The organism is Sphingomonas sp. ASV193, from assembly GCF_040203355.1.
Taxonomy (GTDB): Bacteria; Pseudomonadota; Alphaproteobacteria; order Sphingomonadales; family Sphingomonadaceae; genus Sphingomicrobium.
Genome location: NZ_JBEHBW010000002.1, coordinates 347,769 through 374,705, shown reverse-complemented (window position 1 = coordinate 374,705; position 26,937 = coordinate 347,769). Strand labels below are relative to the sequence as shown.

The 26,937-nt window shown below is 69.0% G+C and carries 25 protein-coding genes and 2 tRNA genes; 10 read left to right on the top strand and 17 right to left on the bottom strand.

Annotated features, from left to right (window positions below; all coding sequences use genetic code 11):
- The 6 genes from kdpC to ABDK56_RS05795 all read left to right on the top strand — a co-directional run bounded on the left by kdpC (position 1) and on the right by ABDK56_RS05795 (position 8,083).
- Positions 1 to 588: a potassium-transporting ATPase subunit KdpC gene (kdpC, locus tag ABDK56_RS05820; protein ID WP_502959270.1), complete on the top strand. Its 588-nt coding sequence runs from the start codon at positions 1 to 3 to the stop codon at positions 586 to 588.
- The gene (locus ABDK56_RS05815; protein WP_349807201.1) at positions 585 to 3,218 is read left to right on the top strand and encodes a DUF4118 domain-containing protein; all 2,634 of its coding nucleotides are present in this window, start codon (positions 585 to 587) and stop codon (positions 3,216 to 3,218) included. The genes kdpC and ABDK56_RS05815 overlap by 4 nt, the downstream gene beginning before the upstream one ends.
- On the top strand, positions 3,215 to 3,889 hold the full coding sequence (locus ABDK56_RS05810; protein WP_349807200.1) for a response regulator: 675 nt from the start codon (positions 3,215 to 3,217) through the stop codon (positions 3,887 to 3,889). Before ABDK56_RS05815 ends, ABDK56_RS05810 begins: the two co-directional genes overlap by 4 nt.
- Positions 3,890 to 3,944: 55 nt before the next feature.
- Positions 3,945 to 4,637, top strand: a complete 693-nt coding sequence (locus ABDK56_RS05805) for a pirin family protein (protein ID WP_349807283.1) — start codon at positions 3,945 to 3,947, stop codon at positions 4,635 to 4,637.
- Positions 4,638 to 4,779: 142 nt separating this feature from the next.
- Complete coding sequence (locus ABDK56_RS05800; RefSeq protein ID WP_349807199.1) at positions 4,780 to 6,081, top strand: hypothetical protein; 1,302 nt, start codon at positions 4,780 to 4,782, stop codon at positions 6,079 to 6,081.
- A gap of 79 nt (positions 6,082 to 6,160) precedes the next feature.
- Positions 6,161 to 8,083, top strand: coding sequence for a CocE/NonD family hydrolase (locus tag ABDK56_RS05795; protein ID WP_502959269.1), 1,923 nt, complete (start codon positions 6,161 to 6,163; stop codon positions 8,081 to 8,083).
- A 3-nt stretch (positions 8,084 to 8,086) separates the two neighbouring features.
- On the opposite strand, the gene ABDK56_RS05790 is transcribed toward ABDK56_RS05795, so the two are convergent.
- The 16 genes from ABDK56_RS05790 to ABDK56_RS05715 all read right to left on the bottom strand — a co-directional run bounded on the left by ABDK56_RS05790 (position 8,087) and on the right by ABDK56_RS05715 (position 20,279).
- Positions 8,087 to 8,710: a DNA-3-methyladenine glycosylase family protein gene (locus tag ABDK56_RS05790; RefSeq protein ID WP_349807198.1), complete on the bottom strand. Its 624-nt coding sequence runs from the start codon at positions 8,708 to 8,710 to the stop codon at positions 8,087 to 8,089.
- Positions 8,710 to 9,450 carry a 23S rRNA (guanosine(2251)-2'-O)-methyltransferase RlmB gene (gene rlmB, locus ABDK56_RS05785; RefSeq protein WP_349807197.1) on the bottom strand — a complete coding sequence of 247 codons (741 nt, stop codon included), beginning with the start codon at positions 9,448 to 9,450 and terminating at the stop codon, positions 8,710 to 8,712. The genes ABDK56_RS05790 and rlmB overlap by 1 nt, the downstream gene beginning before the upstream one ends.
- 33 nt (positions 9,451 to 9,483) lie before the next feature.
- Positions 9,484 to 10,167 carry a phosphate regulon transcriptional regulator PhoB gene (gene phoB, locus ABDK56_RS05780; protein ID WP_349807196.1) on the bottom strand — a complete coding sequence of 228 codons (684 nt, stop codon included), beginning with the start codon at positions 10,165 to 10,167 and terminating at the stop codon, positions 9,484 to 9,486.
- Positions 10,168 to 10,171: 4 nt separating this feature from the next.
- On the bottom strand, positions 10,172 to 10,870 hold the full coding sequence (gene phoU / locus ABDK56_RS05775) for a phosphate signaling complex protein PhoU (protein ID WP_349807195.1): 699 nt from the start codon (positions 10,868 to 10,870) through the stop codon (positions 10,172 to 10,174).
- Positions 10,871 to 10,884: 14 nt separating this feature from the next.
- Entirely contained in the window at positions 10,885 to 11,682 is a 798-nt protein-coding gene (gene pstB / locus ABDK56_RS05770) for a phosphate ABC transporter ATP-binding protein PstB (RefSeq protein WP_349807194.1), read from the bottom strand.
- Complete coding sequence (pstA, locus tag ABDK56_RS05765) at positions 11,679 to 12,521, bottom strand: phosphate ABC transporter permease PstA (RefSeq protein WP_349807193.1); 843 nt, start codon at positions 12,519 to 12,521, stop codon at positions 11,679 to 11,681. Before pstA ends, pstB begins: the two co-directional genes overlap by 4 nt.
- Positions 12,521 to 13,480, bottom strand: coding sequence for a phosphate ABC transporter permease subunit PstC (pstC, locus tag ABDK56_RS05760; RefSeq protein ID WP_349807192.1), 960 nt, complete (start codon positions 13,478 to 13,480; stop codon positions 12,521 to 12,523). Before pstC ends, pstA begins: the two co-directional genes overlap by 1 nt.
- Positions 13,477 to 14,505, bottom strand: coding sequence for a phosphate ABC transporter substrate-binding protein PstS (gene pstS / locus ABDK56_RS05755; protein WP_349807281.1), 1,029 nt, complete (start codon positions 14,503 to 14,505; stop codon positions 13,477 to 13,479). Before pstS ends, pstC begins: the two co-directional genes overlap by 4 nt.
- 111 nt (positions 14,506 to 14,616) lie before the next feature.
- Entirely contained in the window at positions 14,617 to 15,294 is a 678-nt protein-coding gene (locus ABDK56_RS05750; RefSeq protein WP_349807191.1) for a DUF2490 domain-containing protein, read from the bottom strand.
- A gap of 68 nt (positions 15,295 to 15,362) precedes the next feature.
- Complete coding sequence (locus tag ABDK56_RS05745) at positions 15,363 to 16,373, bottom strand: ATP-binding protein (RefSeq protein ID WP_349807189.1); 1,011 nt, start codon at positions 16,371 to 16,373, stop codon at positions 15,363 to 15,365.
- A gap of 34 nt (positions 16,374 to 16,407) precedes the next feature.
- A complete protein-coding gene (locus tag ABDK56_RS05740) occupies positions 16,408 to 16,851 on the bottom strand; it encodes a hypothetical protein (RefSeq protein WP_349807187.1) in 444 nt (147 codons plus the stop codon).
- 52 nt (positions 16,852 to 16,903) lie between these two features.
- On the bottom strand, positions 16,904 to 17,254 hold the full coding sequence (locus ABDK56_RS05735) for a hypothetical protein (protein WP_349807185.1): 351 nt from the start codon (positions 17,252 to 17,254) through the stop codon (positions 16,904 to 16,906).
- Between the two features lie 79 nt (positions 17,255 to 17,333).
- Positions 17,334 to 17,915: a LuxR C-terminal-related transcriptional regulator gene (locus ABDK56_RS05730; protein ID WP_349807184.1), complete on the bottom strand. Its 582-nt coding sequence runs from the start codon at positions 17,913 to 17,915 to the stop codon at positions 17,334 to 17,336.
- Positions 17,916 to 18,102: 187 nt separating this feature from the next.
- Positions 18,103 to 18,189: transfer RNA gene (locus tag ABDK56_RS05725), tRNA-Tyr, on the bottom strand.
- A gap of 43 nt (positions 18,190 to 18,232) precedes the next feature.
- Positions 18,233 to 19,615, bottom strand: coding sequence for an ATP-binding protein (locus tag ABDK56_RS05720; RefSeq protein ID WP_349807182.1), 1,383 nt, complete (start codon positions 19,613 to 19,615; stop codon positions 18,233 to 18,235).
- A gap of 1 nt (position 19,616) precedes the next feature.
- Complete coding sequence (locus ABDK56_RS05715; protein WP_349807181.1) at positions 19,617 to 20,279, bottom strand: response regulator; 663 nt, start codon at positions 20,277 to 20,279, stop codon at positions 19,617 to 19,619.
- Positions 20,280 to 20,385: 106 nt separating this feature from the next.
- Here ABDK56_RS05715 and ABDK56_RS05710 point away from each other — a divergent pair, with 106 nt between their 5' ends.
- Positions 20,386 to 21,057 (top strand): hypothetical protein, encoded by a 672-nt coding sequence (locus tag ABDK56_RS05710; RefSeq protein ID WP_349807180.1) that lies wholly within the window; start codon positions 20,386 to 20,388, stop codon positions 21,055 to 21,057.
- Positions 21,058 to 21,244: 187 nt separating this feature from the next.
- Here the strand turns inward: ABDK56_RS05710 and ABDK56_RS05705 are convergent.
- Positions 21,245 to 21,318: transfer RNA gene (locus ABDK56_RS05705), tRNA-Gly, on the bottom strand.
- Positions 21,319 to 21,440: 122 nt separating this feature from the next.
- On the opposite strand from ABDK56_RS05705, the gene ku reads away from it, so the two are divergent.
- Genes ku through ABDK56_RS05690 form a run of 3 tightly spaced genes read left to right on the top strand, consistent with a single transcriptional unit; the run spans position 21,441 to position 26,937 of the window.
- Complete coding sequence (ku, locus tag ABDK56_RS05700) at positions 21,441 to 22,331, top strand: non-homologous end joining protein Ku (protein ID WP_349807179.1); 891 nt, start codon at positions 21,441 to 21,443, stop codon at positions 22,329 to 22,331.
- Positions 22,332 to 22,334: 3 nt separating this feature from the next.
- Positions 22,335 to 24,761, top strand: a complete 2,427-nt coding sequence (gene ligD / locus ABDK56_RS05695; RefSeq protein WP_349807178.1) for a DNA ligase D — start codon at positions 22,335 to 22,337, stop codon at positions 24,759 to 24,761.
- Positions 24,754 to 26,937 carry a penicillin acylase family protein gene (locus ABDK56_RS05690; RefSeq protein WP_349807176.1) on the top strand — a complete coding sequence of 728 codons (2,184 nt, stop codon included), beginning with the start codon at positions 24,754 to 24,756 and terminating at the stop codon, positions 26,935 to 26,937. The genes ligD and ABDK56_RS05690 overlap by 8 nt, the downstream gene beginning before the upstream one ends.

Genomic DNA, 26,937 nt, shown 5'->3' with positions numbered 1-26,937 from the left:
ATCATGTCCGCGCTTTCCGCCACGATCCGCCCCGCGCTCGTCATGACGCTCGGCTTCACCCTGCTCACCGGGCTCGCCTATCCGCTGGCGGTGACGGGAATCGCGCAGGCGGTGTTGCCGGCGCAGGCGAACGGCAGTCTCGTCGTCGATGGCGGGCGGGTGGTCGGCTCGGCGCTGATCGGCCAGGGCTTCGCCAGCCCGCGCTATTTCCACGGGCGCCCGTCGGCGGCGGGCAAGGGCTATGACGCCTCGTCGTCGGGCGGAAGCAACCTCGCCCCCGGCTCGCGCGACCTCGAAACCCGGATCGAGGGCGACGTGAAGGCGCTCCACGCCGAGGGCATCGCGACGGTCCCCGCCGATCTCGTCACCACCTCGGCCTCGGGGCTCGATCCCGACGTCAGCCCCGATGCCGCGCTGGTGCAGGTGCCGCGAGTCGCCGCCGCGCGCGGTCTCGATCCGCGCGTGATCGAGGCGCTGGTCGAGGCGGCGGTCGAACCCTCGCCGCTCGGCATTCTCGGCGCGCCGCGGGTCAACCTGCTCGCGCTCAATCGACAACTCGACCGGCTGTCCGCTAATCGAAGGCCGTGAACGACGAGCGCCGTCCCTCTCCCGATGCCCTGTTGAAGGAAGCCGTGCGCGACGAGCGCGGGCGCCTGAAGATCCTGCTCGGCGCCGCCCCTGGGGTCGGCAAGACGGTCGAGATGCTGCGCGAGGGAGCCGACCTCCTCGCCGCCGGGGTCGACGTCGTCGCCGGGGTGATCGAGACTCACGGCCGTGCGCATACCGAGCAGCTCGCTGCCCCGTTCGAGCGGCTGCCCCCGCGGACGGTCGAGCACGAAGGTCACCGGCTGGCCGAGTTCGACGTCGACGCGATGCTGGCGCGGGCGCCGCGGGTCGCGCTGGTCGACGAGCTTGCCCACAGCAATGCGCCCGGGAGCCGCCACGCCAAGCGCTGGCAGGACGTCGAGGAACTTCGCGCGGCGGGGATCGACGTCCTCACCACGCTCAACATCCAGCACGTCGAGAGCCTTAACGACGTTGTCGCCAGCTTCACCCGCATCCGGATGCGCGAGACGGTGCCCGACAGCATCCTCGACGAAGCCGAGATCGAGATCGTCGACGTCCCCCCCGACGAGCTCATCGACCGGCTGAAGGCGGGAAAGATCTATGTCGCCGAGGAAGCCAACCGCGCGCTTGGCAATTTCTTCACCCGTGCCAACCTGTCGGCATTGCGCGAGCTGGCGCTTCGCCGCGCGGCGCAGACGGTCGACCGGCGCATGCTCGACGACCTGCGGGCGAGCGGGGCGCGGGGCAATTTCGCCGGGGCCGAGCGGTTCGTCGTCGCGGTCGGCGACCAGCCGGGGGGCGAGCGGCTGATCCGCGCGGCGAAGCGGATGGCCGACGCGTTCGACGCGCCGTGGACCGCGCTGGTGCTCGAAACCCCGCGCAGCGCGACGCTCGATGCCTCGGCGCGCGGGCGGATCGCCGACGCGCTCAAGCTGGCGGCGTCGCTGGGGGCCAATGTCGCGGTGGTCCCGGCCGCCGACGTCGTCGCCGGGCTCGCCGAGTTCCTCGAGGAAAACCGGACCACCGCGCTGGTGGTCGGCAAGGTGCGGCGGGGCTGGTGGTTCACGCTCCGCCACCCGTCGGTAGTCGACAAGCTGGTGCGCGAGCTCAAGGACGTGTCGGTCCACGTCATCCCGCTGAGCGCCTATGCGCCCGCCGATTCGCGGCCGGCGCGCTCGGTGCGGCGTTCGATCAACCCGGCGGGACTGCTCTGGTCGGTGCTGCTGGTCGGGTTGACCACGGTGCTCGCGCGCTTCGCCGAGCCGTTCACCGGGCCGAACTCGATCGACCTGATGTACATCTTGCCGGTGATGTTCACCGCGGCGCGGTTCGGGCTGCGCTCCTCGCTCGCCGCCGCGCTGATGGCGGCGCTGGCCTATAATTTCTTTTTCCTGCCGCCGCTCTACGAACTGACCATCCAGGACCCGCAGAACGTCACCACCTTCTTGGTGCTGATCGCGGTGGGGACGGTGGTCGGGCAGCTGGCGGGCAACCTTCAGCGCCGCGCGATCCTCGGGGCGCGGACCGCGAGCGAGAATGCCGCGGTCGCCGCCTTCGGCCAGAAGCTGGCGGGGCTGTCGGCGCGCGCCGAAACCGCCGCCGCGGTGGCCGAAGAGATTGCGCAGGCGTTCGGGGTCAGCGCGATCGTCGTGTTGCGCGATTCGACCGGGCGGGCCGCGGTCGACGCGGGCTCGCCGGCGATGGTCGAGCTCGACGCGATCGACGAAGCCTCGGCCGACTGGGCGTTCACCCATAACGAAGATACCGGGCGCGGAACCGGCACGCTCGCCGCGAGCGACTGGCAGTTCCACCCGCTGGCCACCTCGCTCGGCATCCATGCGCTGATCGGGCTGGCCAAGCCCGGCCCCGGCTCGCCGATCCCGCCCGACCGCCAGCTGCTGTTCACGACGATGAAGGGGCAGGCGGCGCTCGCCTACGAGCGCATCCGGCTCGAAAAGGACACGCGCGAGCTTCAGGCGCTGCGCCAGCGCGAGGACCTTCGGCGGACGCTGCTAAGCTCGATCGCGCACGACCTGAGGACCCCGCTGACCGCGCTCGTCGGTGCCGCGCAGGCGCGCCAGCCGCAGCTCGACGACGTCCGCGCCAATGCGCGCCGGCTGGCACATTTCTTCGACAATCTGCTCGAGATGACTCGGCTCCAGGAAGGCGGTCTCGAGCCGGCGCTCGAGCCGATCGACCTGACCGACGCGGTCGCCGCCGCGCTCGACGACCTCAAGCCCGAGCTGGCCGGGCGGACGGTCGCGGTCGACGTCCCGGCCGACCTGCCGCTGGTCTCGGCCGATGGGCGGATGCTCCACCAGTGCCTGCTCAACCTGCTCGCCAATGCCGCCCGGTTCACCCGCGCGGGCGGGCAGATCCGAATCGAAGCCGAGGCGCGTGAGGGCGGCGTCCGGCTCGAGGTGGTCGACGACGGCGTCGGCCTGCCCCCCGGCGACCCGGCGCAGCTGTTCGACCGGTTCCGCAAGGTCGAGGTCGGTGACCGCAGCGGCGGCACCGGTCTCGGGCTGGCGATCGTCAAGGGCTTCGCCGACGCGATGGGGATCGCGGTCGGCGCGCGCCGGGTCGAGCCCGCTGGCGCGGCCTTTTCGCTCCACTTGCCGGCCTCGCGGCTGGCGCCGGGCGGGACGTGAGTGCGCCGCTGCTGGTGATCGACGACGAGGCGGCGATCCGCAGCCTCGTGCGTCGCGCCGCCGAGCGCGCGGGCTGGGGCGTCGCCGAAGCCGCCGACGCGCGCGAAGGGCTCGACCTCGCGCGCCGGACGGGGTGCGAGGTGGTGCTGCTCGATCTCGGCCTGCCCGACCGTGACGGGGTCGAGATCATCCCCCAGCTCAAGGCCGCCGGCCGTTCGGTTATCGTGCTGACCGCGCGCGACAGCGCGTCGGAAAAGGTCACCGCGCTCGACCTCGGGGCCGACGATTATCTGGTCAAGCCGTTCGATACCGAGGAGCTGCTCGCCCGCGTCCGGGTCGCCTTTCGCAATCGCGGGCGCGGCGGCGGCGAGCTGGTGCGGGTGGGACCCATCGCGATCGACCTCGCCCGGCGGGTTGTGACCCGCGACGAGCGCGCGCTCGACCTGCCGCCGAAGGAATTCGCGTTGCTGCTCGAGCTTGCGCGCAACGCCGACCGGGTCGTCACCCACCGCCATTTGCTGGAGGCGGTTTGGGGCCCGGCGCATGTCGCCGACCTCGCCTATCTGCGCGTCGCGGTGCGCAATTTGCGGCAGAAGCTGGAAGCCGACCCGGCGCGACCTTCACTGCTGATCAACGTCCCGGCAATCGGCTACCGGCTGCGCTCGCAATAGCGGGTTACACGGCTGACACTTGAAGCCGTCGGCGCGCCGCGCGATCTTCGGCGGCATGATCGACATTCGCCCCTTCGCTTCGCTCGGCCACGCCGACCATGGCTGGCTCGACGCCCGCCACCACTTCAGCTTCGCCAACTATTACGACCCGGCCCGGATGGGCTGGGGCGCGATCCGGGTGTGGAACGACGACACCATCGCGGCGAAGAGCGGCTTCCCGCCGCACCCGCACCGCGACATGGAGATCGTCACCTACGTCCGCACCGGCGCGATCACCCACCAGGACTCGATGGGCAACAAGGGCCGCACCGCGGCGGGCGACGTCCAGGTGATGAGCGCGGGCTCGGGCGTCACCCACGCCGAATATAACCTCGAGGACGAGGCGACCACGCTGTTCCAGATCTGGATCGAGACCGACCGCCGCGGGGTCGCCCCCGGTTGGGGCCAGATGCCCTTTCCAAAGGAAGCGCGCGAAGGCAGCTTCCAGCTGCTTGCCAGCGGCAACCCGGATGACGGCGCGCTGTCGATCCATGCCGACGCGACCATTTGGGGCGCGACGCTGAAGGGCGGCGGGCGGCTGGCGTATCAGGCCGATCCCGCGCGCCACCTCTATCTCGTCTCGTCGGCACCGGTGCGGGTCAACGGGGTCGCCGCCAACCCGCGCGACGGAATCGCCGTGACCGGCGAGGACCGCATCGAGATCGAGGCCGAGTCCGACGCGGAAATCGTGCTGGTCGACGCGCGCTGATCCGCCGCGGACTTGCGGGGCGGCGCGGCTCGGGGCAATAGGGCCGGGCGAGGGTCCGGGGGCGAACGGACTCGCGCATCCGGTTCAACGGGGGAATTTGGGAGCGGTCATGGGCTTCGGCTCGCGGCACCTTTGGTCAATCGTGGCGTTCGTCGCCGCCACCCTGCTGCTCGCGCCGACCCCCTCGCTCGCCCAGTCGAGCGGGTCGCAGAGCCAGTCGGCGGGCACCATCGGTCCGGCCGAGCTCAAGAATTTCAGCCTCGGCAAGGGCGGCGGCGCGGGGCTTACCGTGACCCCGCCGCCCGCCACCACCCCGCCCCCCGCCTCGACCCAGGCGACCCCGTCGCTCGGCGACGTGGCGACGCCCTCACCGCGATCGGTCTTTTCGACCCGGATCGGGTCCGACCTTCCCGCCCGCTCGTCGCCCCAGGTCGCGGCCCGGCGGACCGAGCCCGCGCCGCGTCCCGAAGCGACCGTCAACGCGCCGGCGGCGCCCGCCGCGGCGCCGTCGAGCCCGAACAGCTCGCCGCTGGGCACCGACCTGCCGGTGACCGCGGCGGCCTCGGCGCCGACCCCGATCGAGCCGACCGGTTCGTTCGGCCCGACCGCGAGCGGCAGCCTCGGGATCTGGCCGTGGCTGCTCGCGCTTGTCGCCGCGGTCGGGATCGGGATCGTCTTTTGGGGGCTTCGCCGCCGCACTCCGCAAGTGGCGATGGCCGGCGTCCGGCTCGGCGACCTCGCCCAGCCGCGAGTGCCCGAGCCGTCGCCGGGTCCGCGGCCTTCGCCCCAGCCCCAGTCTGCGCCATCGCCCCATCCTTCGCCGATGCCGCGCGCGATGCAGCCTTCCGCCGCGCCCGCGCCGCGCCACGACCCGGTGCCCCCCGCCGGAACGCCGGCCCCCGCGCCCTCGTCGTCGCTGCTCGGCGGGATCGTCGCCCGGACGCTGCAGCCGAAGATCGCGTTCGAGTTCCAGCCGATCCGGGTCGATTACGATGCCGAGGGTCGCGCGACCCTGCTGTTCGACCTGACGATCACCAACACCGGCCACGCCCCCGCGCGCGACGTGCTGGTCGAGGGCAAGATGTTCAACGCCGGCCCGCGGCAGGACGAGGAAATCGCCGCCTTCTTCCTCAACCCGCGCGGGATGGGCGAGCGGATCAGCTTTCTCCCGCCGACCGAAAAGCTGTTGCTTCGCAGCCGTGTCGCGCTGACCGGGGACGACGTTCGCCCGGTGGGTTACGAGGGACGGCAGCTGTTCGTCCCGCTGGTCGGCTTCAATGCGCTCTATCGCGGTCCTTCGGGCGAGCAAAAGGATTCGGCGAGCTACCTCGTCGGGCGCGGCGGTCAGGACGGCGGCAAGATGGGCGCCTTCCCGCTCGACCAGGGGGCGAGGGGCTGGACCGAGGTGTCGGCCCGCCCGCACAGCGCCGGTCTCAGTTCGTAGAGTCTCAGTTCGTAGAATAGTCGCTGGACAAGCCGCGCGCCGCCGCCGAAGTCTGCCGCCCGAACAGGGAGACCGACCGATGCCGAACACCGCCGCGCCGCTGAAGTTTGCGCTGACCGCGCCGCTGACCGCCATGCTGCTCGCGGGCAGCGCCGCCGCCCAGCCGGTCACCCCGATGACTCCCGACGTCGTCGCCAGCTACGACCCGGTGATGCCGTGGGCCGACTTCGTCCGGCGCGAAGTGATGATCCCGATGCGCGACGGGACCAAGCTCTACACGGTGATCGTGATGAAGAAGAGCACCCGGAACGGGCCGATCCTGTTCTCGCGCACCCCCTACGACGCCCACGGGTCGGCGTTCGCGAACAAGAGCCAGCGCGCCGACGACATCCTGCCCGCGATGAACAAGGAGTTCGTCGATGACGGCTACATCATCGTCTACCAGGACATTCGCGGGCTGCACCGGTCCGAAGGCACCTTCATCATGACCCGGCCGATCGTCGGGCCGCTCAACAACAGCGGCATCGACGAGAGCACCGATGCCTACGACAGTATCGACTGGCTGGTGAAGAACATCCCCGAATCGAACGGCAAGGTGGCGACAATCGGCTCGTCCTACCTCGGCTTCACCACGCTGATGACCGAGATCAATCCGCATCCCGCGCTCAAGGCGGCGGTCCCCGAGAGCCCGATGGTCGATACGTGGATGGGCGACGACGACTTCCACAACGGCGCGTTCCGCGTCCCCTCGTTCGACTATTTCCTCGAGATGAGCACCGGCAAGGCCGACGCGGGCGCGGGAATCGCGCGTGGGCAGGGCGACGACTACACCGCCTACCTCGAGGCCGGCTCGGCGGGCGATTTCGCGCGGAAGTGGAAGATCGACCAGGTGCCGTTCGTGCGCAAGGTGATGGAGAACCCGGCCTACACCGCCTTCTGGCAGGAGCAGGCGGTCGACAAATGGTTCGCCGCCCGCGCGCTGACCGTGCCGACGATGCTCGAGGTCGGGCAGTGGGACCAGGAAGACAGCTATGGCGCGCCCGCGGTCTATCGCGCGCTCAAGGACCGTTACGAAGGCACCGACCTGCTCCACCTCGTGATCGGGCCGTGGCGGCATTCCGGGGCCAATCACTATGGCTACGAGCTCGGCGCGCTGACCTTCGCCGGCGACACCGCGCGCGAGTGGCGGGTCAAATATATGAAGCCGTGGCTCGACCATTATGTGAAGGGCGCGCCCGACCCGCACATTCCCGCCGCGCTGACCTACGCCACCGGGATCGACCAGTGGCAATCCGCGCCGCGCTGGCCGGCGGGGACGCCGACGCCCTATTATCTGGACGCGGGGCGGAGCGCCTCGTTCACGCCCGGCGGGGCGGGAAGCGACGACTATGTCTCCGACCCGGCGAACCCGGTGCCGTTCCTGCCGCGCCCGATCGACATGGCCGACGGCAGCCAGTGGAAGACATGGCTGGTGAAGGACCAGCGCTTCGTCGACGGTCGCCCCGACGTCCTCACCTGGACCGGTGCGCCGCTCGACAAGGCGGTGCACATCATGGGCGCGCCCAAGGCCGACATCTTCCTGTCGACCAGCGGCAGCGACACCGACGTGGTGGTCAAGCTGATCGACGTTTATCCCAACGACATTCCCGAAGGCGCGGGGCAGGGGTCGAAGCCGTCGATGGCGGGCTACGAGCTGCCGATCGGGATCGAGATCTTCCGCGGGCGCTACGTGAAGAGCCTGTCGAACCCCTCGCCGCTGAAGTCCGGCGCGGTCAACCGCTTCCAGTTCAGCCTGCCAAACGTCAACCATGTCTTCCTGCCCGGCCACCGCATCGCGGTACAGATCCAGTCGAGCCTGTTTCCGCTCTACGACCGCAACCCGCAGAGCTTCGTGCCCAACATCTTCAACGCGAGGCCGGGCGATTATCGCAAGGCGACGATCAGCGTGAAGCACGGCGGGGCGACGCCGAGCGCGGTGTGGCTGCCGGTGGTCGCCGACTAAAGGCTAGAGCGCGCTGTCGCCCGCCATATAGGCGTGCCAGGCGAACACCGCGGCCGCGCCGCGATGCGGGCGCCAGCGCTCGGCCCAGTCACGCACCTGCTTCTCGCTCGGGCGTTCGGCATGGCCGAGCATCCGGCCGATCTGGACCTGGACCGCTAGGTCGCCGGCAGGAAAGGCGTCGGCACGCCCTTCGGCGAACAGCAGGTAGATTTCCGCCGACCAGCGGCCGATGCCCTTGATCCGCGTCAAGAGCGCGATCGCTTCCTCGTCGTCATCGGGCAGGTTGGCGAGGTCGAGCTCGCCCGAGAGGACCAGCGCGGCGAGGCTCCGCGCATAGCCCGCCTTCTGCCGCGACAGCCCGGCCTCGCGAAGCTCGTCGTCGCTGGCGGCGACGATCGCGGCAAGGTCGGCGGGGTCGCCGAAGCGGGCGGTGAGCTTGGCCCACATCGAGCGCGCGGCGGCGACGCTGACCTGTTGGCCGACGATGGTCCGGAGCAGCGTCATCACCCCGGGCTCGCTCAGCCGCGGCTCGGGATGGCCGTGCGCCGCCAGCGCCGCCGCGAAGGCGGGTTCGCGCCGGGCAAGCTCGTCGAGACTGGAATGGAGGCTTGCGGCGGTGCGGACCATCAGGCGACGCTGGCGGCGTAGAGCGCGACCGCGGCGGCGTTGGAAACGTTGAGGCTCTCGATCGAATCGCTGATCGGCAGCCGGGCGAGCGCGTCGCAATGGTCGCGGATGTTCGATCGCATCCCCGGCCCCTCGGCGCCGAGCACCAGCGCGATCCGCGCCGGGCCGAGCGCGTCTTTCAACTCGTCCTTCGCCTCGCCCGCCAGCCCGATCCGCCAGAAGCCGGCCTCGGCCATTTCCTCGAGCGCGCGGGCAAGGTTGACGACCCTCACCCACGGCACGCGTTCGAGCGCGCCCGAGGCGGCCTTGGCGAGGGCCCCGCCTTCGGGCGGCGAATGGCGGTCCTGGGTGACGATGCCGATCGCGCCGAACGCCGCCACCGAGCGCAGGATTGCGCCGACGTTATGCGGGTCGGTGACCTGGTCGAGGACGAGCAGCGTCGCCCGCTCGGGCGCGTCGCTGAGCACGTCGCCGAGCCACTGGTCCTCGAGCGGCTCGACCTCGATCACCACGCCTTGGTGCGGGGCGTCGTGGGGGACGAGCCGGCCGAGGTCGGCGGCCTCGGCCATCACCACCGGCATTTCCGACGGGAACTGCATGAACCCCGCCGCCTCGCGCGTCGCCCACGCCTTCAGCACGCGGCGGTCGGGATTGTCGAGCGCGGCGGCGACCGCGTGCTTCCCCCAGAAACGGGGACGGTTGGGGTTGGCCCCGCCCTTGTGCTTGTTCTTGCGCGCCATCTTTTTCCGCCTAACGCGAGGCGGGCTTGGACGCTAGTGCGCGGCGTCGAGCGAATAGCCGGCCGAGCGCACGGTGCGGATGATGTCGGGCTCGCCGAGCGCGAGGCGCAGGCGGCGGACATGGACGTCGACCGTGCGAAGTTCGATTTCCTCGCTGTGTTGCCACACCGCCTCGAGCAGCTGCTGGCGCGAGAAGACCCGGCCCGGGTTTTCGAGGAAATGGCGCAGCAGCCGATATTCGGTCGGACCGAGCTGGAGCGGGGCATTGTCGCGGCGGACGCGGTGCGCAGCGAGATCCATCTCGATCCCGGCATAGCTGAGCGCCCCGGCGGCGATCGCCGGTCGCACCCGGCGCAGCACCGCGCTGGCGCGCGCGAGCAGCTCCTTGGGCGAGAAGGGCTTGGTCATATAGTCATCGGCGCCGGTTTCGAGCCCGCGGATCCGGTCTTCCTCCTCGCCGCGCGCGGTAAGCATGATGATCGGCACGTTGGCGCTGTTTTCCTTGCGGCGCAGCCGGCGGCACACCTCGATCCCGCTGATCCCCTCGATCATCCAGTCGAGCACGACGAGGTCGGGCTTGATCTCCTCGGACAGGATCAGCGCTTCCTCGCCGTCGCCGGTGCGCGTCACCGCCCAGCCGGCGCGGTCGAAGTGGAAGCCGACCAGTTCGGCCAGCGGGCGGTCGTCCTCGACCAGGAGGAGGCGCTTGATCGACATGGGGTCAGGCTCCGATCGAACTCGATCCGCGCGGGCGGTCGGCAAGGTGCTGACCGGTCGCGGCATAATAGACCATCTCGGCGATGTTGGTGGCGTGGTCGCCGACCCGTTCGATGTTCTTGGCGATGAACAGGAGGTGGGTCGACGGGCCGATGTTGTGCGGATCCTCCATCATGAAGGTCAGCAACGTGCGGAAGATCGAGTTGTAGAAATCGTCGACCGCGGCGTCGCGCTCGACCACCCGCACCGCCGCCTCGGCGTCGCGCTGGACGAAGGCGTTGAGCACGTCATGGACCATGCCGGTGGCGATCCGCGCCATTTCCGGAAGCAGCGAGATCGGCTCGATATTGCCGACATTGTCGAGCAGCGGAACGCGCTTCGAGATATTCTTGGCATAGTCGCCGATGCGTTCGACCACGCTCGAGATCTTCATCGCCGCGACGACGTCGCGAAGGTCGCCCGCCATCGGCGCGCGCAGCGCGATCAACTGGACCGCGCGGCGCTCGGTCTCGATCTCGAGCGCGTCGAGCTTCTTGTCGTTCTCGACGATCTTTTCGGCGCCCTCGAGGTCGCGCTGGATCAGGCATCGCATCGATTCGCGGATCGCGTGCTCGGCGAGCCCGCCCATCTGGCTGATGAGCGCGCGCAGCCGGTCGAGGTCCTCGTCGAATGCCTTGAGCGTGTGCCCGCTGGTGGTGGCCATCGTTCCTACTCCGATCAGCCGTAACGGCCGGTGATGTAATCGCGGGTGCGTTCTTCCGCGGGGTTGGTGAAGATGTCGGTGGTGCGGCCGAATTCGACCAGCTCGCCGAGGTGGAAGAAGCCGGTCCGGTCGGAAACGCGCGCCGCCTGCTGCATGTTATGGGTGACGATGAGGATGGTGTAGTCGGCCTTGAGCTCGTGGATCAGCTCCTCGACCTTGGCGGTCGAGATCGGGTCGAGCGCGCTGGTCGCCTCGTCGAGCAGCAGGATCTCGGGCCGCACGGCGATGGTCCGCGCGATGCACAGCCGCTGCTGCTGACCGCCCGACAGCGACAGCGCGCTGACGCCGAGCTTGTCCTTGACCTCGTCCCACAGCGCGGCGCGCTTCAGGGCGTCCTCGATCCGGTCGTCGCGTTCGGACTTCGACAATTTCTCGAAATAGCTGAGCGCGAAGCCGACGTTGTTGCGGATCGACGAGGCAAACGGGGTCGGCTTCTGGAACACCATGCCGACCTTGCGGCGAAGATCGGACAGCGGGTAATTGCGCGCGAGGACGTTCTCGCCGTCGATGAGAATTTCGCCTTCGGCGCGCTGCTCGGGGTAAAGCTCGTAGATGCGGTTGACGGTGCGCAGCAGCGTCGACTTGCCGCACCCCGACGGGCCGATCACCGCGGTCACGGTGTTCTTGGCAAGATCCATGTTGACGTTCTTCAGCGCCGGCGACTTGCCGTAGAAGAAGTTGAGGTCGCGGATCGACAGCTCGGGATCGGCGCTGGCCGCGGTCGTCGCCGGGCTCGCCACATATTCGTTCATTTGCGTTTCCTTTGCCGTGCGAACAGCCGGACCAGAAGGTTCAGGCCGAGCACGAAGGTCGTCAGGATCAGCGCCCCGGCCCAGGCCAGTGCGTGCCATTCGTCATAAGGGCTCATCGCATATTGGAAAATGACCACCGGCACGTTGGCCAGCGGACCGCCCATGTCGCTGCTCCAGAACTGGTTGTTGAGCGCGGTGAACAGCAGCGGCGCGGTCTCGCCCGCGATCCGCGCGAGGCCGAGAAGCACGCCGGTGAGAATCGAGCTCTTGGCGGCGACATAGAGGATCTGGCTGGTCACCTTCCAGCGCGGGACGCCGAGCGCGAAGGCGGCCTCGCGCATTTGGTCGGGGACGAGGCGAAGCGCCTCGTCGCTGGTGCGAACGACGATCGGCAGCAGGATCATCGCCAGCGCGACCGACCCCGCCCAGCCCGAGAAATGGCCCATCGGCCGGACCAGCAGTTCGTAGACGAACAGACCGATCACGATCGACGGCGCGGAAAGCAGGATATCGTTGACGAAGCTGACCAGCTTGGCGAGCCGCGAGTAGCGGCCATGCTCGGCAAGGTAGGTACCCGCCGCGACCCCAACCGGGGTGCCGATCGCCAGCGCGAGGAGGATCATCACCCCGCTTCCGTAAAAGGCGTTGAGCAGCCCGCCCGACGCGCCCGGTGGCGGGGTCATCTGGGTGAACATCGCGGCGTTGATCGCGCCCACGCCCTGCTTGATCGTGGTCCACAGGATCCATGTCAGCCAGGTCAGGCCGAACAGGGTGGCGGCACCGGCGAAGGTCAGCGCGATGGCGTCGACCGCGCGGCGTCGGCGTTCGATCGGGCCCATCAGCCGGCCCGCCCGTGGGTCTTGTTGACCCGCGCCAGCAGCAGCTTGGCGAGGCTCAGGACGATCAGCGTGACCATGAACAGCAGGAAGGCGAGCGCGATCAGCGACGAGCGGTAGAGCTCGGTATCGGCCTCGGTGAATTCGTTGGCGATCGCCGCGGCGATCGAGTTGGACGGCATCAAGAGCGAGCCCGACAGGTCGTGGGCGTTGCCGAGCACGAAGGTCACCGCCATCGTCTCGCCGAGCGCGCGCCCGAGGCCGAGGAAGATCGCGCCGATGATCGCCGAGCGGGTGTACGGGAGGGTCACGCGGCTGAGGATTTCCCATCGGGTCGAGCCGAGCGCGACCGCCGATTCGCGAAGCGCGGGAGGCACCGCGTTGAACACGTCGCGCGCGACCGAGGCGATGAACGGGATGACCATGATGCCGAGCACGATTCCGGCGGTCAGCATGCCGATCCCGATCGGCGGCCCCTGGAAGAGCGGACCCACCAGCGGCAGCGGGCCGAGGTGCGCGGTCAGCCACGGCTCGACGTTGGCGGCCATGAACGGGGCGAAGATGAACAGCCCCCACATGCCGTAGATGATGCTGGGGATGGCGGCGAGCAGCTCGATCGCCATGCCGATCGGCCCGCGCGTCCAGCGCGGCGCGATATCGGTCAGGAACAGCGCGATGCCGATGCTGACCGGGACCGCGATGACCAGCGCGATGATCGAGGTGACCAGCGTCCCGTAGATCGGGACCAGCGCGCCGAACTTCGCGCCGACGACGTCCCAGTCGCGGCCGGTGACGAAGCCAGGGCCGAAGGTCTGGAACGCCAGCCTTCCGCCCCACGCCATCGCCGCCATCGCCGCGCCGAGAACGATCAGCACGAGCCAGGCGGCGCCGGCGGTGACGAGTCCGAAGACCCGGTCCGCGCCGGCGCCGGAAGCGGGCTTGGACAAGCCCCTGTCGCTCACTTGATCGACTTGCCGATGTAATCGTCGACCTGCTTCACCAGCGCGTCGGGCAGCGGGACATAGTCGAGCTTGCCGGCCTGCGCCTGGCCCTTGGCCAGCGCCCACTTGAAGAAGGCGAGCGCCGCGTCCGAACGCGCCTTGTCCTTCGGCGCCTTCGGCATCAGCACGAAGGTGGTCGCGGTGATCGGGTAGGCGTTGGCGCCCGGCGCGTTGGTCATGACCAGGAAAAAGTCCTGCGCATGCGCCCAGTCGGCACTGGCGGCGGCTTCCTGGAAGCTCGCCGCGCTCGGCGCCGGGAAGTTGCCCGCCGAATTCTGCAGCCCGGCGTAGTTCATCTTGTTCTGGACGACATAGGCATATTCGACATAGCCGATCGAGTTCGGGATCTGGCGGACATAGCCCGCGACGCCCTCGTTACCCTTGCCACCGACGCCGACCGGCCAGTCGACCGACTTGCCCTCGCCCGGCCCCGCCTTCCACGCCGGGCTGACCTGGCTGAGGTAGTGGGTGAAGTTGAAGCTGGTGCCCGACCCGTCCGAACGGTGGACGACGGCGATATCGGCGTTGGGCAGCGCGACGCCGGCGTTGAGCGCGGCGATCGCCGGGTCGTTCCACTTCTTGATCTTGCCCTGGAAGATGTCGGCGAGCAGCTGGCCCGACAGGTGGAGCTTGCCCGGCTCGATCCCGGCGACGTTGATCACGGGGACGATCCCGCCGATCACGACCGGGAACTGGGCCAGACCCGAAGCGGCGAGCTCCTTGGGATCGAGCGGCTGGTCCGACGCGCCGAAGTCGACGGTGCCGGCCTTGATCTGGGTGATCCCGCCGCCCGAGCCGATCGACTGGTAGTTGATCTGCGGGTTGCCGGCCTTGGCATAGTCAGCCGACCAAGCCGACAGGACCGGGTAGACGAAGGTCGAACCGGCGCCGGTGATGCTGCCGGCGGCGGCCTGCTTGTTGTCGCCCTTGCCGCCGCAGCTGGCGAGGCCGGTCGCGGCCAGCGCGATCGCGAGGCCGAAAATCATCTTCTTCAAGGCATGTCTCCCAATTCTGTTCGCGCCTTATGAGCGCTCGGCGTCGAATATTTTACGTGGTCGTGACACTATGATGACAGTCGCGGCGACTGCCGCGGCGAATCAGAAGGACAGGCCGATCGTGCCGGTCAGCGCATGGTCCATCTGGTCGGGACCGTTCTTTACCACCCGATACTGGTTGAGGTAGCCGATGTCGGCCTTGATCGTCTTGCTGAGCGGGACCGACAGCGCGACCGCGTTGCGAACCCGGTCGAAGCCGTTGATCGTCTGGAAGCTGGTCCGGTTGAGATTGATGAACGGCTCGGTCGTGAAGACGAGGCTCGGCGCGGTTTTGCCGCCGAGCGGGAGCGCGAGCTTGGCATAGGGGCGAAACCGCCAGCCGGTGCCGCCCACCCCGTCGCGCCAGCGCTGCTCGGTGCGGGCCCGAAAGCTCAGGCTTGCCGATCCGAGCGAGGCGACATTGTCGAAGGTGACCTGCTCGCGCGCGCGATGTTCCATCACCGTGAAGTCGCCGCCGGCGTAGTTGGGATCGTGGACGTAACCGGCCCAGAAGCCGATCTTCTTGTTGAGCTGGTAGCCGACCAGCGTGCTGTTCTCGACCTCGTAGAGCCCGTGCCGCTGGTCGCTGAAGCGAAGCACCAGCTCGTTCGACAACCGCCAGTGGCTATCGAGCTTCACGCTGGTGTTCGAAGTCAGCCATTGCTGGAAGTCGTCGCCGGCCGAAGCGGTCGACGGAAGCGCGAGGAGGGCGGCGCCGGCCGCGAGGATCAGCTTTGTCATGCGGCGCCCCTGCGACAATATTATTGCAGCAATATGACAGTTTGGCCGGCGACGTAGAGGCGAGACGTTCAGGCGCCGGCCAGCAGCGGTAATCGCACTGTCACAATCGTCCCCCTGCCGGGCCGACTGGCGATGTCGAGCGTGCCGCGGTGCCGCTCGACGATATGCTTGACGATGGCGAGGCCGAGCCCGGTCCCGCCGCTGTCGCGGCTGCGCGCGGCGTCGACGCGGTAGAATCGTTCGGTCAGCCGCGGCAAATGATCGGCGGCGATGCCTTCGCCGTCGTCGGCGACGTCGAGTCGCGCCATCCCGCCGGCGTGCGCCAAGTGCAGCCGCACTTCGCCGCCCGGCTTGGGACAGGCATAGCGCAGCGCATTGCTGACAAGGTTATTCACCAGCTGGACGAGTTGGCTCCGGTCCCCAGCGACGACCAGCGGTTCGGCTTCGACCAGGACTCGCGCGCCGCGCTGCCGGGCGAGTTCGCCGGTGTCGCTGACCGCCGTCTCGATCACCGCGGCAAGGTCGACCGGGTCGGTCGGGTGCTGGAAGCGGCCCGCCTCGATCCGGCTGAGACCCATCAGCTCCTCGATCAGCCGGAGCATCCGCCGCGCCTCGCCGAGGATGGTATGCCCGAAGCGGCGGCGAAGCTCGTCGTCGAGCGGGTCTTCGTCGGCGAGCGTCTCGCCATAGCCGACGATGGTGGCGAGCGGGGTGCGGAGCTCGTGGCTGGCGTTGGCGACGAAATCGACCCGCTGGCGTTCGGCGGCGCGCGCCTCGCCGCGATCGATCAGCCGGATCAGCCGGCGACCCTCGCCGAGATCGTTGACGGTCAGCGCCCACGGCCGCTCGACCCCACCGATGCCGACGATCTCGCGGCTTCCCTCGGGCGAGGGGCCGAGGATGAGGTCGAGCGCCTCGGGATGGCGGATCGCGAGACGGACGTCGCGCCCGATCGCATCGACCCCGACAAGCGAGCGCGCCGCGCGATTGACCGCGACCACCCGCTGGCGGTCGATGATAAGGGTCGGTTCCTCGATCGCGTCGATGAGGGTTGCGGTGATCGGCGGGAGGCTGGCCATCGCCGTTCCTGATAAAGGCGGCGGAAGGGGACGACTAGGGGGCGGCGAAGCGGTCGCGATAGCGCTCGATCTCGGCATAGCGCCACGGGCTGCTGAGCGCGGCCACGAGGACGATTACCACGATCGGGTAGCTCCAGAACCGCTCGGCCACGGCGTAGACGCGGGGCATCAGGCCGAAGTCCATCGCCTTGAAGAAGTGGGCGATGATCGTCGACAATTGCAGCCCGGCAATCCACAGCGGCCAGAAGCGCGGCGACTGTAGCGCGAGCCAGACGAAGGCGGCGAGCGTGATCACGTCGATCCCGGCAAGCCCCATCTCGACATCGCTGAACCGCTCGCGAAGCGGGGCTTGGAGGAACACCGACACGAGGCTCGCGCCCAGGCAGATGAAGGCGGCGACGCGCTCGTCGCGTCCGCCCTTGGCGAGCGCGCTGAGGCAGGCCAATGCCACCAGCGTCCAGAAGAAATATTTGGTCATGATCGGCCAGTGGACCGGACCATGTCGCCCATGGTCCGGTCAACCCTTCGTGTCAGGCGACCACGCGAAGCGGGGTCGGCATCGCGCCGCTGGCGGGGGGGCAATCGCTGCCGTCGCCGAACGACACGGTGCGAAGCCCGGGGACGAACCTTTGCGCGCTGGCGAGTTCGCGGTGGCATTCGACCATCGAGCCGCGCGCTTGAATCAGAGCCGATACGGTGACCGACAGCTGGGCCAGCGCTTCGTGGCCGGTCGCGGGGCCGACGCCCATCACGCCGCGCGCGGCGATCATCCGCGACTGGAGTTCGGCAAGGTCGCTCAAGGTGGCGTCGATCGCGTCCTCGACGGTCCGCACCTGGGTGGCGATATCGTAGGCGGCATTTTCGATCAGCTGCTTGCGCATAACACGTACCTTTCCAGTGCCGGGCGCCACGTGAAGGCGCGCCGGTCGGACAAGGCCAGCGATGAACGCGAGGGTCGGCTTACTTGGCCATCAGTCTTGAAAGGCTCTCCAGGCCGGCGAGATACATTCCGGCGCAGAACATCGCGCCAAGCGCGATCAGGAGGACCCAGAGCAGGCGGGCGCCGACGCCCAGTTCATTCGCAGGCTTGCTCCTCGTTGCGAACGGCAGAGGCAAGGAGGACCAGCGACCCGACGTTGCCTGCTCGGTTATGACACCGGCGGAACTGGTCCCCCCTGCACGGTCAGCGTGCCGAATCTGATGACTGACCGCCTCACTGGGTTGGGGGACTGCCGCCGGATCGTCGATGTGCGGCGCTTGATGTATCAATCGCTGATATGGGGCTTCGAACAGCCCGGCGGCGGCGGCGAGGCGCGCCGCCTCGCTCCGCCGCTCGACCCCGAGGGTCTGGAGCGCGAGGCGGATCCGCTGGTCGACGGTGTGCGGCGAGATCTCGAGCCGGGCCGCGATCTCCTTGCTGTTCATGTGCTGATAGACCAGCGCCAGGCAGTCGATCTGCCCCGCGCTCAACCGGTCCAGGCGTGGCTCGCTCCGGTCAGGCACGAAATCGCAAACTCCGTAGCGGGACGCAGCCGTCGCCATCGTCAGCTCCTTCATCGAAGGGTCGGCACGGTTCACTAGCCATTAGACCCGACAGATATAACAATCGTCGCAAAGTCGCCACTCCGCAACGAATCCGGAAGGAAATTGCATCCGAACTGGATCGGCGCAAACGACGAATGACAGTAAATCCCCGTTCGCCATTAGGCGTTGCGCATTTGCCGCAGCGTGGTGGAGAGGGCTGGATTCGAACCAGCGTACGGGAAACCCGGGCAGATTTACAGTCTGCTGCCTTTAACCACTCGGCCACCTCTCCAGGTGCAGGCAGGCGCGCCCAATGGCCGGGGAGCGGCGGGGTGTCAACTGCGAGAAACGACTCGCGGCAGGCGAATGGTCACCCCGAGGCCTCCCAGAGGGCTTGTCGCCAGCGCCAGCGACCCGCCGTAGAGCGCGACCAGCTCGCTCGCGATAGACAGGCCGAAGCCGTAGCCGTCGCCGCGCTCGTCGAGCCGGGTGCCGCCCCGAATCGCCCGTTCGACGTCGGCCGACGCGATGCCGGGCCCGTCGTCGTCGATCCGGATCGTGGCGGTTCGCGGATCGTCGGGGGCGGGCGACGCGGTGACCTCGACCCGCCGACGCGCGTGCCGGGCGGCATTGTCGAGGATGTTGCCGACCAGTTCGGTGACGTCGTCGGGATCGACCGCGACGCTGAGCCCGTCGTCGACCGCTGCCGCGATGCCGAGCCCGCGGTCGTGGTGGATCCGCCCGATGGTCGCGACCAGGTCGTCGACCAGCGGCGCGAGCTCGCTCGCCGAGCGGCGATTCGCGATCTCCGACCGGGCGCGTGCGAGGTGATGGCGGATGCTCCGGTCGATCCGCTCGACCTGCGCGGCGAGGTCGGGGCGATCGCGGACGTCGATCGCCAGCTTTGCGACCGGGGTCTTGAGCGCATGCGCGAGGTTGGCCGACGACAGGCGCGCCGCGGCGAGCGCCGAGCGATTGTCGGCGGCCAGCGCGTCGAGCTCGCTCGCGAGCGGGGCCAGCTCGGTCGGCTGGTCGGGCGCGATCGATTCGCGCGCGCCGCGCCGGATCGCGGCGACGTCGGCCCGCAAGCGGCGGAGCGGGCGGAGGCCGAGCCTCAGCTGGACGATCGTCGCCGTCACCAGCAGGACCGCGAGCGCGGCGAGCACCGCGAGCAGCGGCGCGACCGCGGCGGCGAGCGGCCGGTCGATCAGCGAACGCGGCGCGACGGCGGTGATCGTCACCGGGCCGTCGCGGGCGGGAATGACCAGCTGGCGCGCATGAACCTCCGACCGGTCGTAGGCGTGACCGTCGAGCGCGCTGATCGGCGACGATTCGATCGGCGGCGGTGGCGGGGGCGGCGGCGCGGCGCGGCGATCGTCCCCGTGCGGCGGACGCGGACGGGGAAGGCGGTCGAGCCGGGGAAAGTCGCTCGACCCGACCGACCCGTGCGGCCCGGCGATCTGCCACTGCCAGCCCGGTGCCTCGTCGAGCGCGCCAAGCTTCTGCCGGAGCGCGGGCAGGTCGACCCGTCCGTCGGGCCCGACCGTGCTGGCGAGAAGCGCGACCTCGCCGTCGAGCCGCCGGTCGAGCCCCTGCACCACGAATTTTTCGAGGATTCCCCCGATCACCCAGCCCGCGACCAGCAAGGCGACGAGCGTCGCGAGCGCCGACAGGACGATCATCCGTCCCTCGATCGACCCCAGGATCAGCCGCCGCATATCAACCGCCGCACGTCAGCCGGTACCCGCGCCCGCGAACGGTCTCGATCATCTCGCTGCCGATCTTGCGGCGAAGCCGGCCGATGATCACCTCGAGGCTGTTCGAATCGACGTCGGCGTCGCCTTCGTAGACGCGCTCGAGCAGGTCGAGCCGCTCGATCACCGCCTCCTTGCGAAGCATAAGCTGCGACAGCACCCGCCATTCGAACGCGGTCAGCCGGAGCGGCAGCCCGTCGAGCTCGAACTGGCCGACCTGGCTGTCGAACGCCAGCCGGCCGCATTCGAGCCGGGTCTGCGCATGACCCGCCGACCGGCGCACCAGCGCGCGCAGCCGCATCACCAGTTCCTCAAGCCGGAACGGCTTGACCAGATAGTCGTCGGCCCCGGCCTTGAACCCGGCGACCTTGTCGGGCCACGCTTCGCGCGCGGTGAGGACGAGGACCGGGAGCGAGCGTCCCGCCTTGCGCCACTCGGCGATCACCGACACGCCGTCCTTTCCGGGCAGCCCGAGGTCGACCACCGCGACGTCGTAGGCCTCGGTCTCGCCAAGATGCGCGGCGTCGATCCCGTCGCTGGCGAGGTCGACGGCGAAGCTCTGGTCGCGCAGCGCCCGTGCGATGGTCGGGCCGAGGTCGCGGTCGTCTTCGGCGAGCAGGACACGCATCGTCGGCCTCCTAGGTCGCTGGCTTAAACCCAATCTGAACCGCTTGGTTCAGCGCGCGTCGGCCGGCGCCGGATAGGAATCGCGGCACCAACCAAGGAGTATCGCGATGAATATTCGAAAATTTCCCTCGCTCGGCGTTCGCCAGCGGATCGCGCTCGGCGGGGCGACGCTGCTCGCGCTCGGGGCCGCGGGCGGGGCGGGGGCGGTGTCGATGACCCGCCCGAGCGTCAGCATGGCCCCGACCGTGGTGACCGCCGCCGCCAAGCTTCCTCAGTCGAGCGGGATCGTCACCGTCAAGGGCAAGGTGGCCGAGGTCTATGGCGACCGCTTCGTCGTCCAGGACGGGTCGGGCAAGGCGATGGTCGACGCCGGCCGCGACGGCGAACAATATGCCCAGCTCGGCGCGCCGCTGCTCGTCCAGGGCCGCTACGACAACGGCCAGCTCAAGGCCGACTATCTGGTCAATGCCTCGGGCCAGGTCGCGCAGGTCGGCCCGCCGCCGCGCGGTCCGCGCGGTCGCCCGCACGGCGGGCCGGGCGGACCCGGTGGTCCCGGCCGGCCCGGCGATCCGCGCTGCGCCGCGGGCGGTCCGCCGCCGCCGCCGCCGCCCGGGATGGCGGGGCCCGCCGGTCGCGGGATGGCGCCGCCCCCGCCGCCGCCGGGCGCCGGTCGGCGCGGTGGACCGGGCGCGCCGCCGCCGCCGCCGGGCGCTGGCCCCGCCGGCCAGGCCATGACGCCGCCCCCGCCCCCGCCGGGCAACGCTGCGCCCGCCGCCTGACGGCGACGGGCCAGGAACGACCGGCCGAGCGCCCCCACGGCCGGTCGTTCAATGGCGGTGGTCAGATGAGTTCGGCGTTGGCCGACAACTTTTCGCCCCTACGGCTGCGCCTCGTGCGCTACGCCGCCACGGCAGGCCGTGACGCGCTCCAAGTCGCGAACTGCCCCCGGCAGTTCGCTTAAAGGCTTGGAGCGGGTGAAGGGAATCGAACCCTCGTCGTAAGCTTGGAAGGCTTCTGCTCTACCATTGAGCTACACCCGCCCGGGGCGAGGCCGGGCTTTGCCAGAGCCCCCCGCGCACGGTCAAGCGCAACGACGGGGTGTCGGAACGACTTTGGGCGCCGTCGATTGAATCGGGACCGAATCAATCGTGGAGTCCGCCATATGCCCGCTCGTCCGACCTGGCGCGGCCAGATCCGCCTGGCGCTCGTCTCGATCCCGGTCGAGATCTACCCGGCGACCAAGGCGGGAAAGTCGATTGCGTTCCACCAGGTCCACGAACCGTCGGGCCAGCGGGTCAAATATGAAAAGGTCGTCCCCGGCATCGGCCCGGTCGACCGCGACGACATCCTCAAGGGCTATGAGGTCGAGAAGGGCGAATACGTCCTGCTCGATCCCGAGGAGATCGAAAAGGTCAAGCTGGAGAGCCGCAAGACGCTCGAGCTGACCCAGTTCGTCGACCTGAAGGACATCGACCCCATCTATTACGACAAGCCCTATTTCGTCGTCCCCGCCGACGACCTCGCCGAGGAAGCGTTCATCGTCGTTCGCGAGGCGCTGAAGAAGACCGGCAAGGTCGGGGTGGGGCAGCTCGCGATGCGCGGGCAGGAATATGTGGTGAGCCTGAAGGCGTGCGGGCGCGGGATGGTACTCGAAACGCTGCGCTACGCCGACGAGGTCAACAAGGCGTCGAGCTATTTCCGCGACATCGGCGATGCCAAGCCCGACGCCGACCTGCTCGACATGGCCGAGAGCCTGATCGAGAAGAAGAGCAGCGACTTCGATGCCGCAGAGTTCAAGAACCGCTACATCGACGCGCTGAAAGGGCTGATCGAGGAAAAGATCAAGAAGAAGGGCAAGCGCGTCATCCAGGACCGTTCGTCGGACGAGCCGCCCAAGGGGAGCAACGTCGTCGACCTGATGGCCGCGCTCAAGAAGAGCCTCGGCAGCGATGCCCCCGCTCGTAAGGCGACCGAGACGTCGAAGGCCAAAAAGGCGCCCGCGAAAAAGGCGCCGCCGAAAAAGGCAGCTGCCCCGGCGAAGAAGCGGGCTTGAGCGATGGCGCGCAAGCTCGACATCGACACCTACAACGAGAAGCGCGACTTCAAGAAAACCGCCGAGCCCAAGGGGCGCAAGGCCCGGCGAAAGGGCAACAGCTTCGTCGTCCAGAAGCATGACGCGAGCCGGCTCCACTGGGACTTCCGGCTCGAGATGGACGGAGTGCTGAAAAGCTGGGCGGTCCCCAAGGGCCCCTCGCTCGATCCCGACGACAAGCGCCTCGCGGTGCGGACCGAGGATCATCCGCTCGACTATGCAAGCTTCGAAGGGACCATCCCCGAGGGCGAATACGGCGGCGGGACGGTGATGCTGTGGGACCGCGGCACCTGGACGCCCGAGCCGGGCAAGGACCCGGCCAAGACGATCGAGGAGGGTCATCTCCACTTCCGGCTCGAAGGCGAGCGTATGCGCGGGGACTGGGTGATGTTCCGGCTGAAGGGCAAGGACGGAGAACGCCAGGAACCGTGGATGCTCAAGAAGGTCGACGACGAGTTCGCGGGGGATAGCGACACGCTGGTCGAACGCGACGTCACCAGCGTCGAGACCGGGCGGACGATGGCCGAGATCGCCGCCGGGACCGACGAGTGGCGGACCAAGAAGGGCGGCGCGCGCAAGAAGGCGGCGAGCGTCGAGCCGCCCAAATACCAGCCGCCGCAGCTGGCGACGCTGGTCGACGCGGTGCCGACCGGGCCAGGCTGGCTGTTCGAATATAAGTATGACGGCTACCGGCTGCTGCTCGCGACCGGCGGCGGGACCGCGACCGCGTGGACCCGCAACGGCAAGGACTGGACCGACAAGTTTCGCGGCATCGTCAAGGCAGCGGGCGAGCTGCCGGGCGGATGCCTGATCGACGGCGAGGCGGTCGCGCTCGGCGACAATGGCAAGCCCGACTTCGGCAAGTTGCAGGCCAGCCTCAAGGACGGCGGCGGCGAGCTCGCCTATTACGCCTTCGACCTGCTGGTCGATCGCGGCGAGGACATCCGCAAGCTGCCCAACTTCGAACGCAAGGCGCGTCTCGCTGCGTTGCTGGAGGGCGTGGCCGGGCCGATCCTCTACGGCGACCATGTCGAAGACAAGGGCGAGGCGTTGCTCAAGGCGATCTGCAAGGAGGGCGGCGAGGGGGTCATCGCCAAGAAGGCCGACGCGCCATACCGCGGCGACCGGGGCCGCAACTGGCTCAAGATCAAGTGCGTCGCGCGGCAGGAGTTCGTGATCGTCGGCTGGCAGGCGAGCGACAGGCGCAACGGCTTCCGTTCGCTTCACCTCGCCGCGCGCGAGGGCAAGGCGCTGACCTATGCGGGTAAGGTCGGCACCGGCTTCGACACCGCGCTTCGCGACGAATTGCTGGCGACGATGTCACCGCTCGAAGTCGCCGAGCCGGGGGTCGAGGTGCCGCGCGCCGCCCGCAAGGGGTCGCACTGGATCAAGCCGAAGCTGGTCGCCGAGATCGCCTTCACCGAGTTCACCCGCGAGGGCACGCTTCGCCACCCGAGCTTCGTCGGGCTGCGCGGCGACAAGACGGCGACCGAGGTCGTTCGCGAACGCCCGCAGCCGGTTGCGTCCGACGATTTCGTGAAGATCACCAACCGCGACCGCGTCATCTTCCCCGGCGACAATCTCACCAAGGGCGAACTGGCCGACTATTACGCCGCGCTCGGCGACGAGCTTCTCGTCACTATGCGCGACCGGCCAATGACGCTGATCCGTTGCCCGCAGGGACGCGGCAAGCATTGCTTCTTCCAGAAGCACGACAGCGGCTCGATGGGGGCCGACGTCCACCAGGTGACGATCGCCGAGAACGACGGCGACAAGGCCGACTATCTGTACGTCGACGACGTCAAGGGGCTGCTCGAGTGCGTGCAGATGGGGACGATCGAGTTCCACGGCTGGGGCAGCCGGGTGAAGCCGCTCGAACAGCCCGACCGGCTGGTGTTCGACCTCGACCCCGACGCCGGGCTCGACTGGGCGACGGTCAAGCAGGCGGCGGTGCGGCTGCGAGACTTGCTCGCCGACATAGGGCTGGTGACCTTTCCTTTATTGTCGGGGGGCAAGGGGGTACACGTCATCGCCCCGCTGACGCCAAAGGCCGACTGGCCGGCGGTCAAGTCGTTCGCCGAACGCTTCTCGCGAGCGGTCGCGGAAAGCGAGCCCGAGCTGTTCACCGCCAATATCCGCAAGGCGCAGCGCAAGGGGCGGATCTTCCTCGACTGGCTGCGCAACCAGCGAGGCGCGACCGCGGTGATGCCCTACAGCGCGCGCGCCCGCGACGGCGCGCCGGTCGCGGCGCCGATCGCGTGGGACGAGATCGACGATTACAAGGGCGCCAACGCGTTTACGATCCGCGATGCCGGGGCGCTGCTGGAGCGCGCCGCGTCGAAGGCGCTTGCGGGATGGGGAGAAGCCGCGCAATTCTTGCCCGATGCGTAACGTCCTTCTCGCGCCGCTCGCCTTTTCGCTAATCGCCGCCGCCGATCCGCCGATCCCGGTCCACGGCCCAGCCGACTGGAAGGCGACCGCCGCGCGGGTGACGATTACCCGCGACGACTGGGGCATCGCCCATGTGCGCGGCCACACCGACGCCGACGCGGTGTTCGGCATGATCTACGCCCAGGCCGAGGATGATTTCGCGCGGATCGAGGCCAACTACCTCACCAGCCTTGGCCGCACCGCCGAGGCCGATGGTCCGAAGGCGGTGTGGCAGGACCTTCGTGCGCGCTTCTACGTCAGCGAGCCCGAACTGAAGGCCGATTACTGGAAGAGCCCGCAGGCGATGCGGCGGTTGATGGACGCGTGGGCCGACGGGCTGAACTATTATCTGGCGACCCACCCCGCGGTGAAACCGCGCGTGCTCAAGCGGTTCGAGCCGTGGATGGCGCTGAGCTTCACCGAGGGGTCGATCGGCGGCGATATCGAGCGGATCGACCTCGACAAGCTCGCCGCCTTCTACGGCGGCAAGACGATTGGTGGTAACATTGGGCCGAAGGTCGCGATGCTGAACCCCGACCTCGAACCGCGCGGATCGAACGGGATCGCGATCGCGCCGGGGCGGACCGGCGACGGTCACGCGCTGCTGCTGATCAACCCGCACACCAGCTTCTACTTTCGCTCCGAACAGCAGGTGACGAGCGACGAGGGTCTCGACGTCTATGGCGCGGCGACCTGGGGGCAATTCTTCATCTATCAGGGGTTCAACGCCCACGCCGGGTGGATGCACACCTCGAGCGGCGTCGATAATGTCGACGAGTTCGCCTACCCGGTGCGGCGTATGGGGGCGGGCTGGCAATATCGCTTCGGCGGCAAGTGGCAGCCGATCGTCGCGCGACCGATCGCGATCAAGGTGCGTCAGGCGAACGGCACGCTCGCGACCCGCCGCTTCACCGGCTGGATGACCCGGCGCGGGCCGGTGGTGCGAAGCGAGGGCGGCAAGTGGATCGCCTTCGCGATGATGGACCGCCCGGTCGAGGCGCTGCAGCAATCGTTCGGGCGGACCAAGGCGACCGATCTCGACCAGTTCGTCGCGGTCTCGCAGTTGAAGGCGAACAGCTCCAACAACACGGTGTTCGCCGATAACAAGGGCGAGATCGCGTTTCTCGCGCCGCAGTTCGTGCCTGCGCGCGACGACCGGTTCGATTATACGAAAGCGGTCGACGGCGACGATGTGGCGACCGACTGGGGCGCATTGCTGCCGGTGTCGCGGCTACCCAACGTCATTTCGCCAGCCAACGGCTGGATCGCCAACAGCAACGATTCGCCCTGGTCGGTCGCGGGGCCCTTTTCGCCCGACCCCAAGCGGTTTCCGCCTTATCTCGATACGGCCGGGCGCAACTACCGGACGGTCCATTACACCCGGCTGCTGAGCCAGCCGGGGCCGTGGTCGCTCGACCGGCTGCAGAAAGCGGCCTACGACCGCGACCAGCCCGCGTTCGAGACGCTCGTGCCGATGCTCCAGCAGGCGTGGGCGCGGCTTCCCGCCGGCGACCCGCGCCGCGCGCGCTTCGCGGCGCCGGTGCAGGCGATGGCCAATTGGGACAAGCGCTGGTCGGTCTCGTCGGTCCCCAACACGCTGGCGAATTACTGGGGCGACGAATTGTACAAGGCGGTGCTGGCGCGCGACTCGGCCGACCATGACAATGCCTTCCGTCACATCGAGCGGCTGAGCGACGCGGCCAAGCTCGACGCGTTCGCCGCGGCGCTCGACCGGATCGAGCGCGATTTCGGCCGCTGGCAGGTGCCGTGGGGCGAGGTCAACCGCTACCAGCGGCTCAGCGGCGCGATCGACCCGCCCTACAGCGACTCCGCGCCGAGCCTGCCGGTCGGCTTCACCTCGAACCGGTGGGGGAGCCTCGCCTCGTTCGGCGCGCGCCCGCGCGACGGGACGAAGCGCTGGTATGGCGACAATGGCAACAGCTTCGTCGCGGTGGTCGAGTTCGGGCCGCGGGTCCGCGCGCGGGCGGTGACCGCGGGCGGCGAGAGCGGCGATCCCAAATCGCCCCACTTCACCGACGAGGCGCGGCGCTACGTCGACGGGAACCTGCGCGACGTCTATTTCTATCCCGACCAGCTCGCCGGCCACACCGAGCGAACCTACCGCCCGGGCGAATAG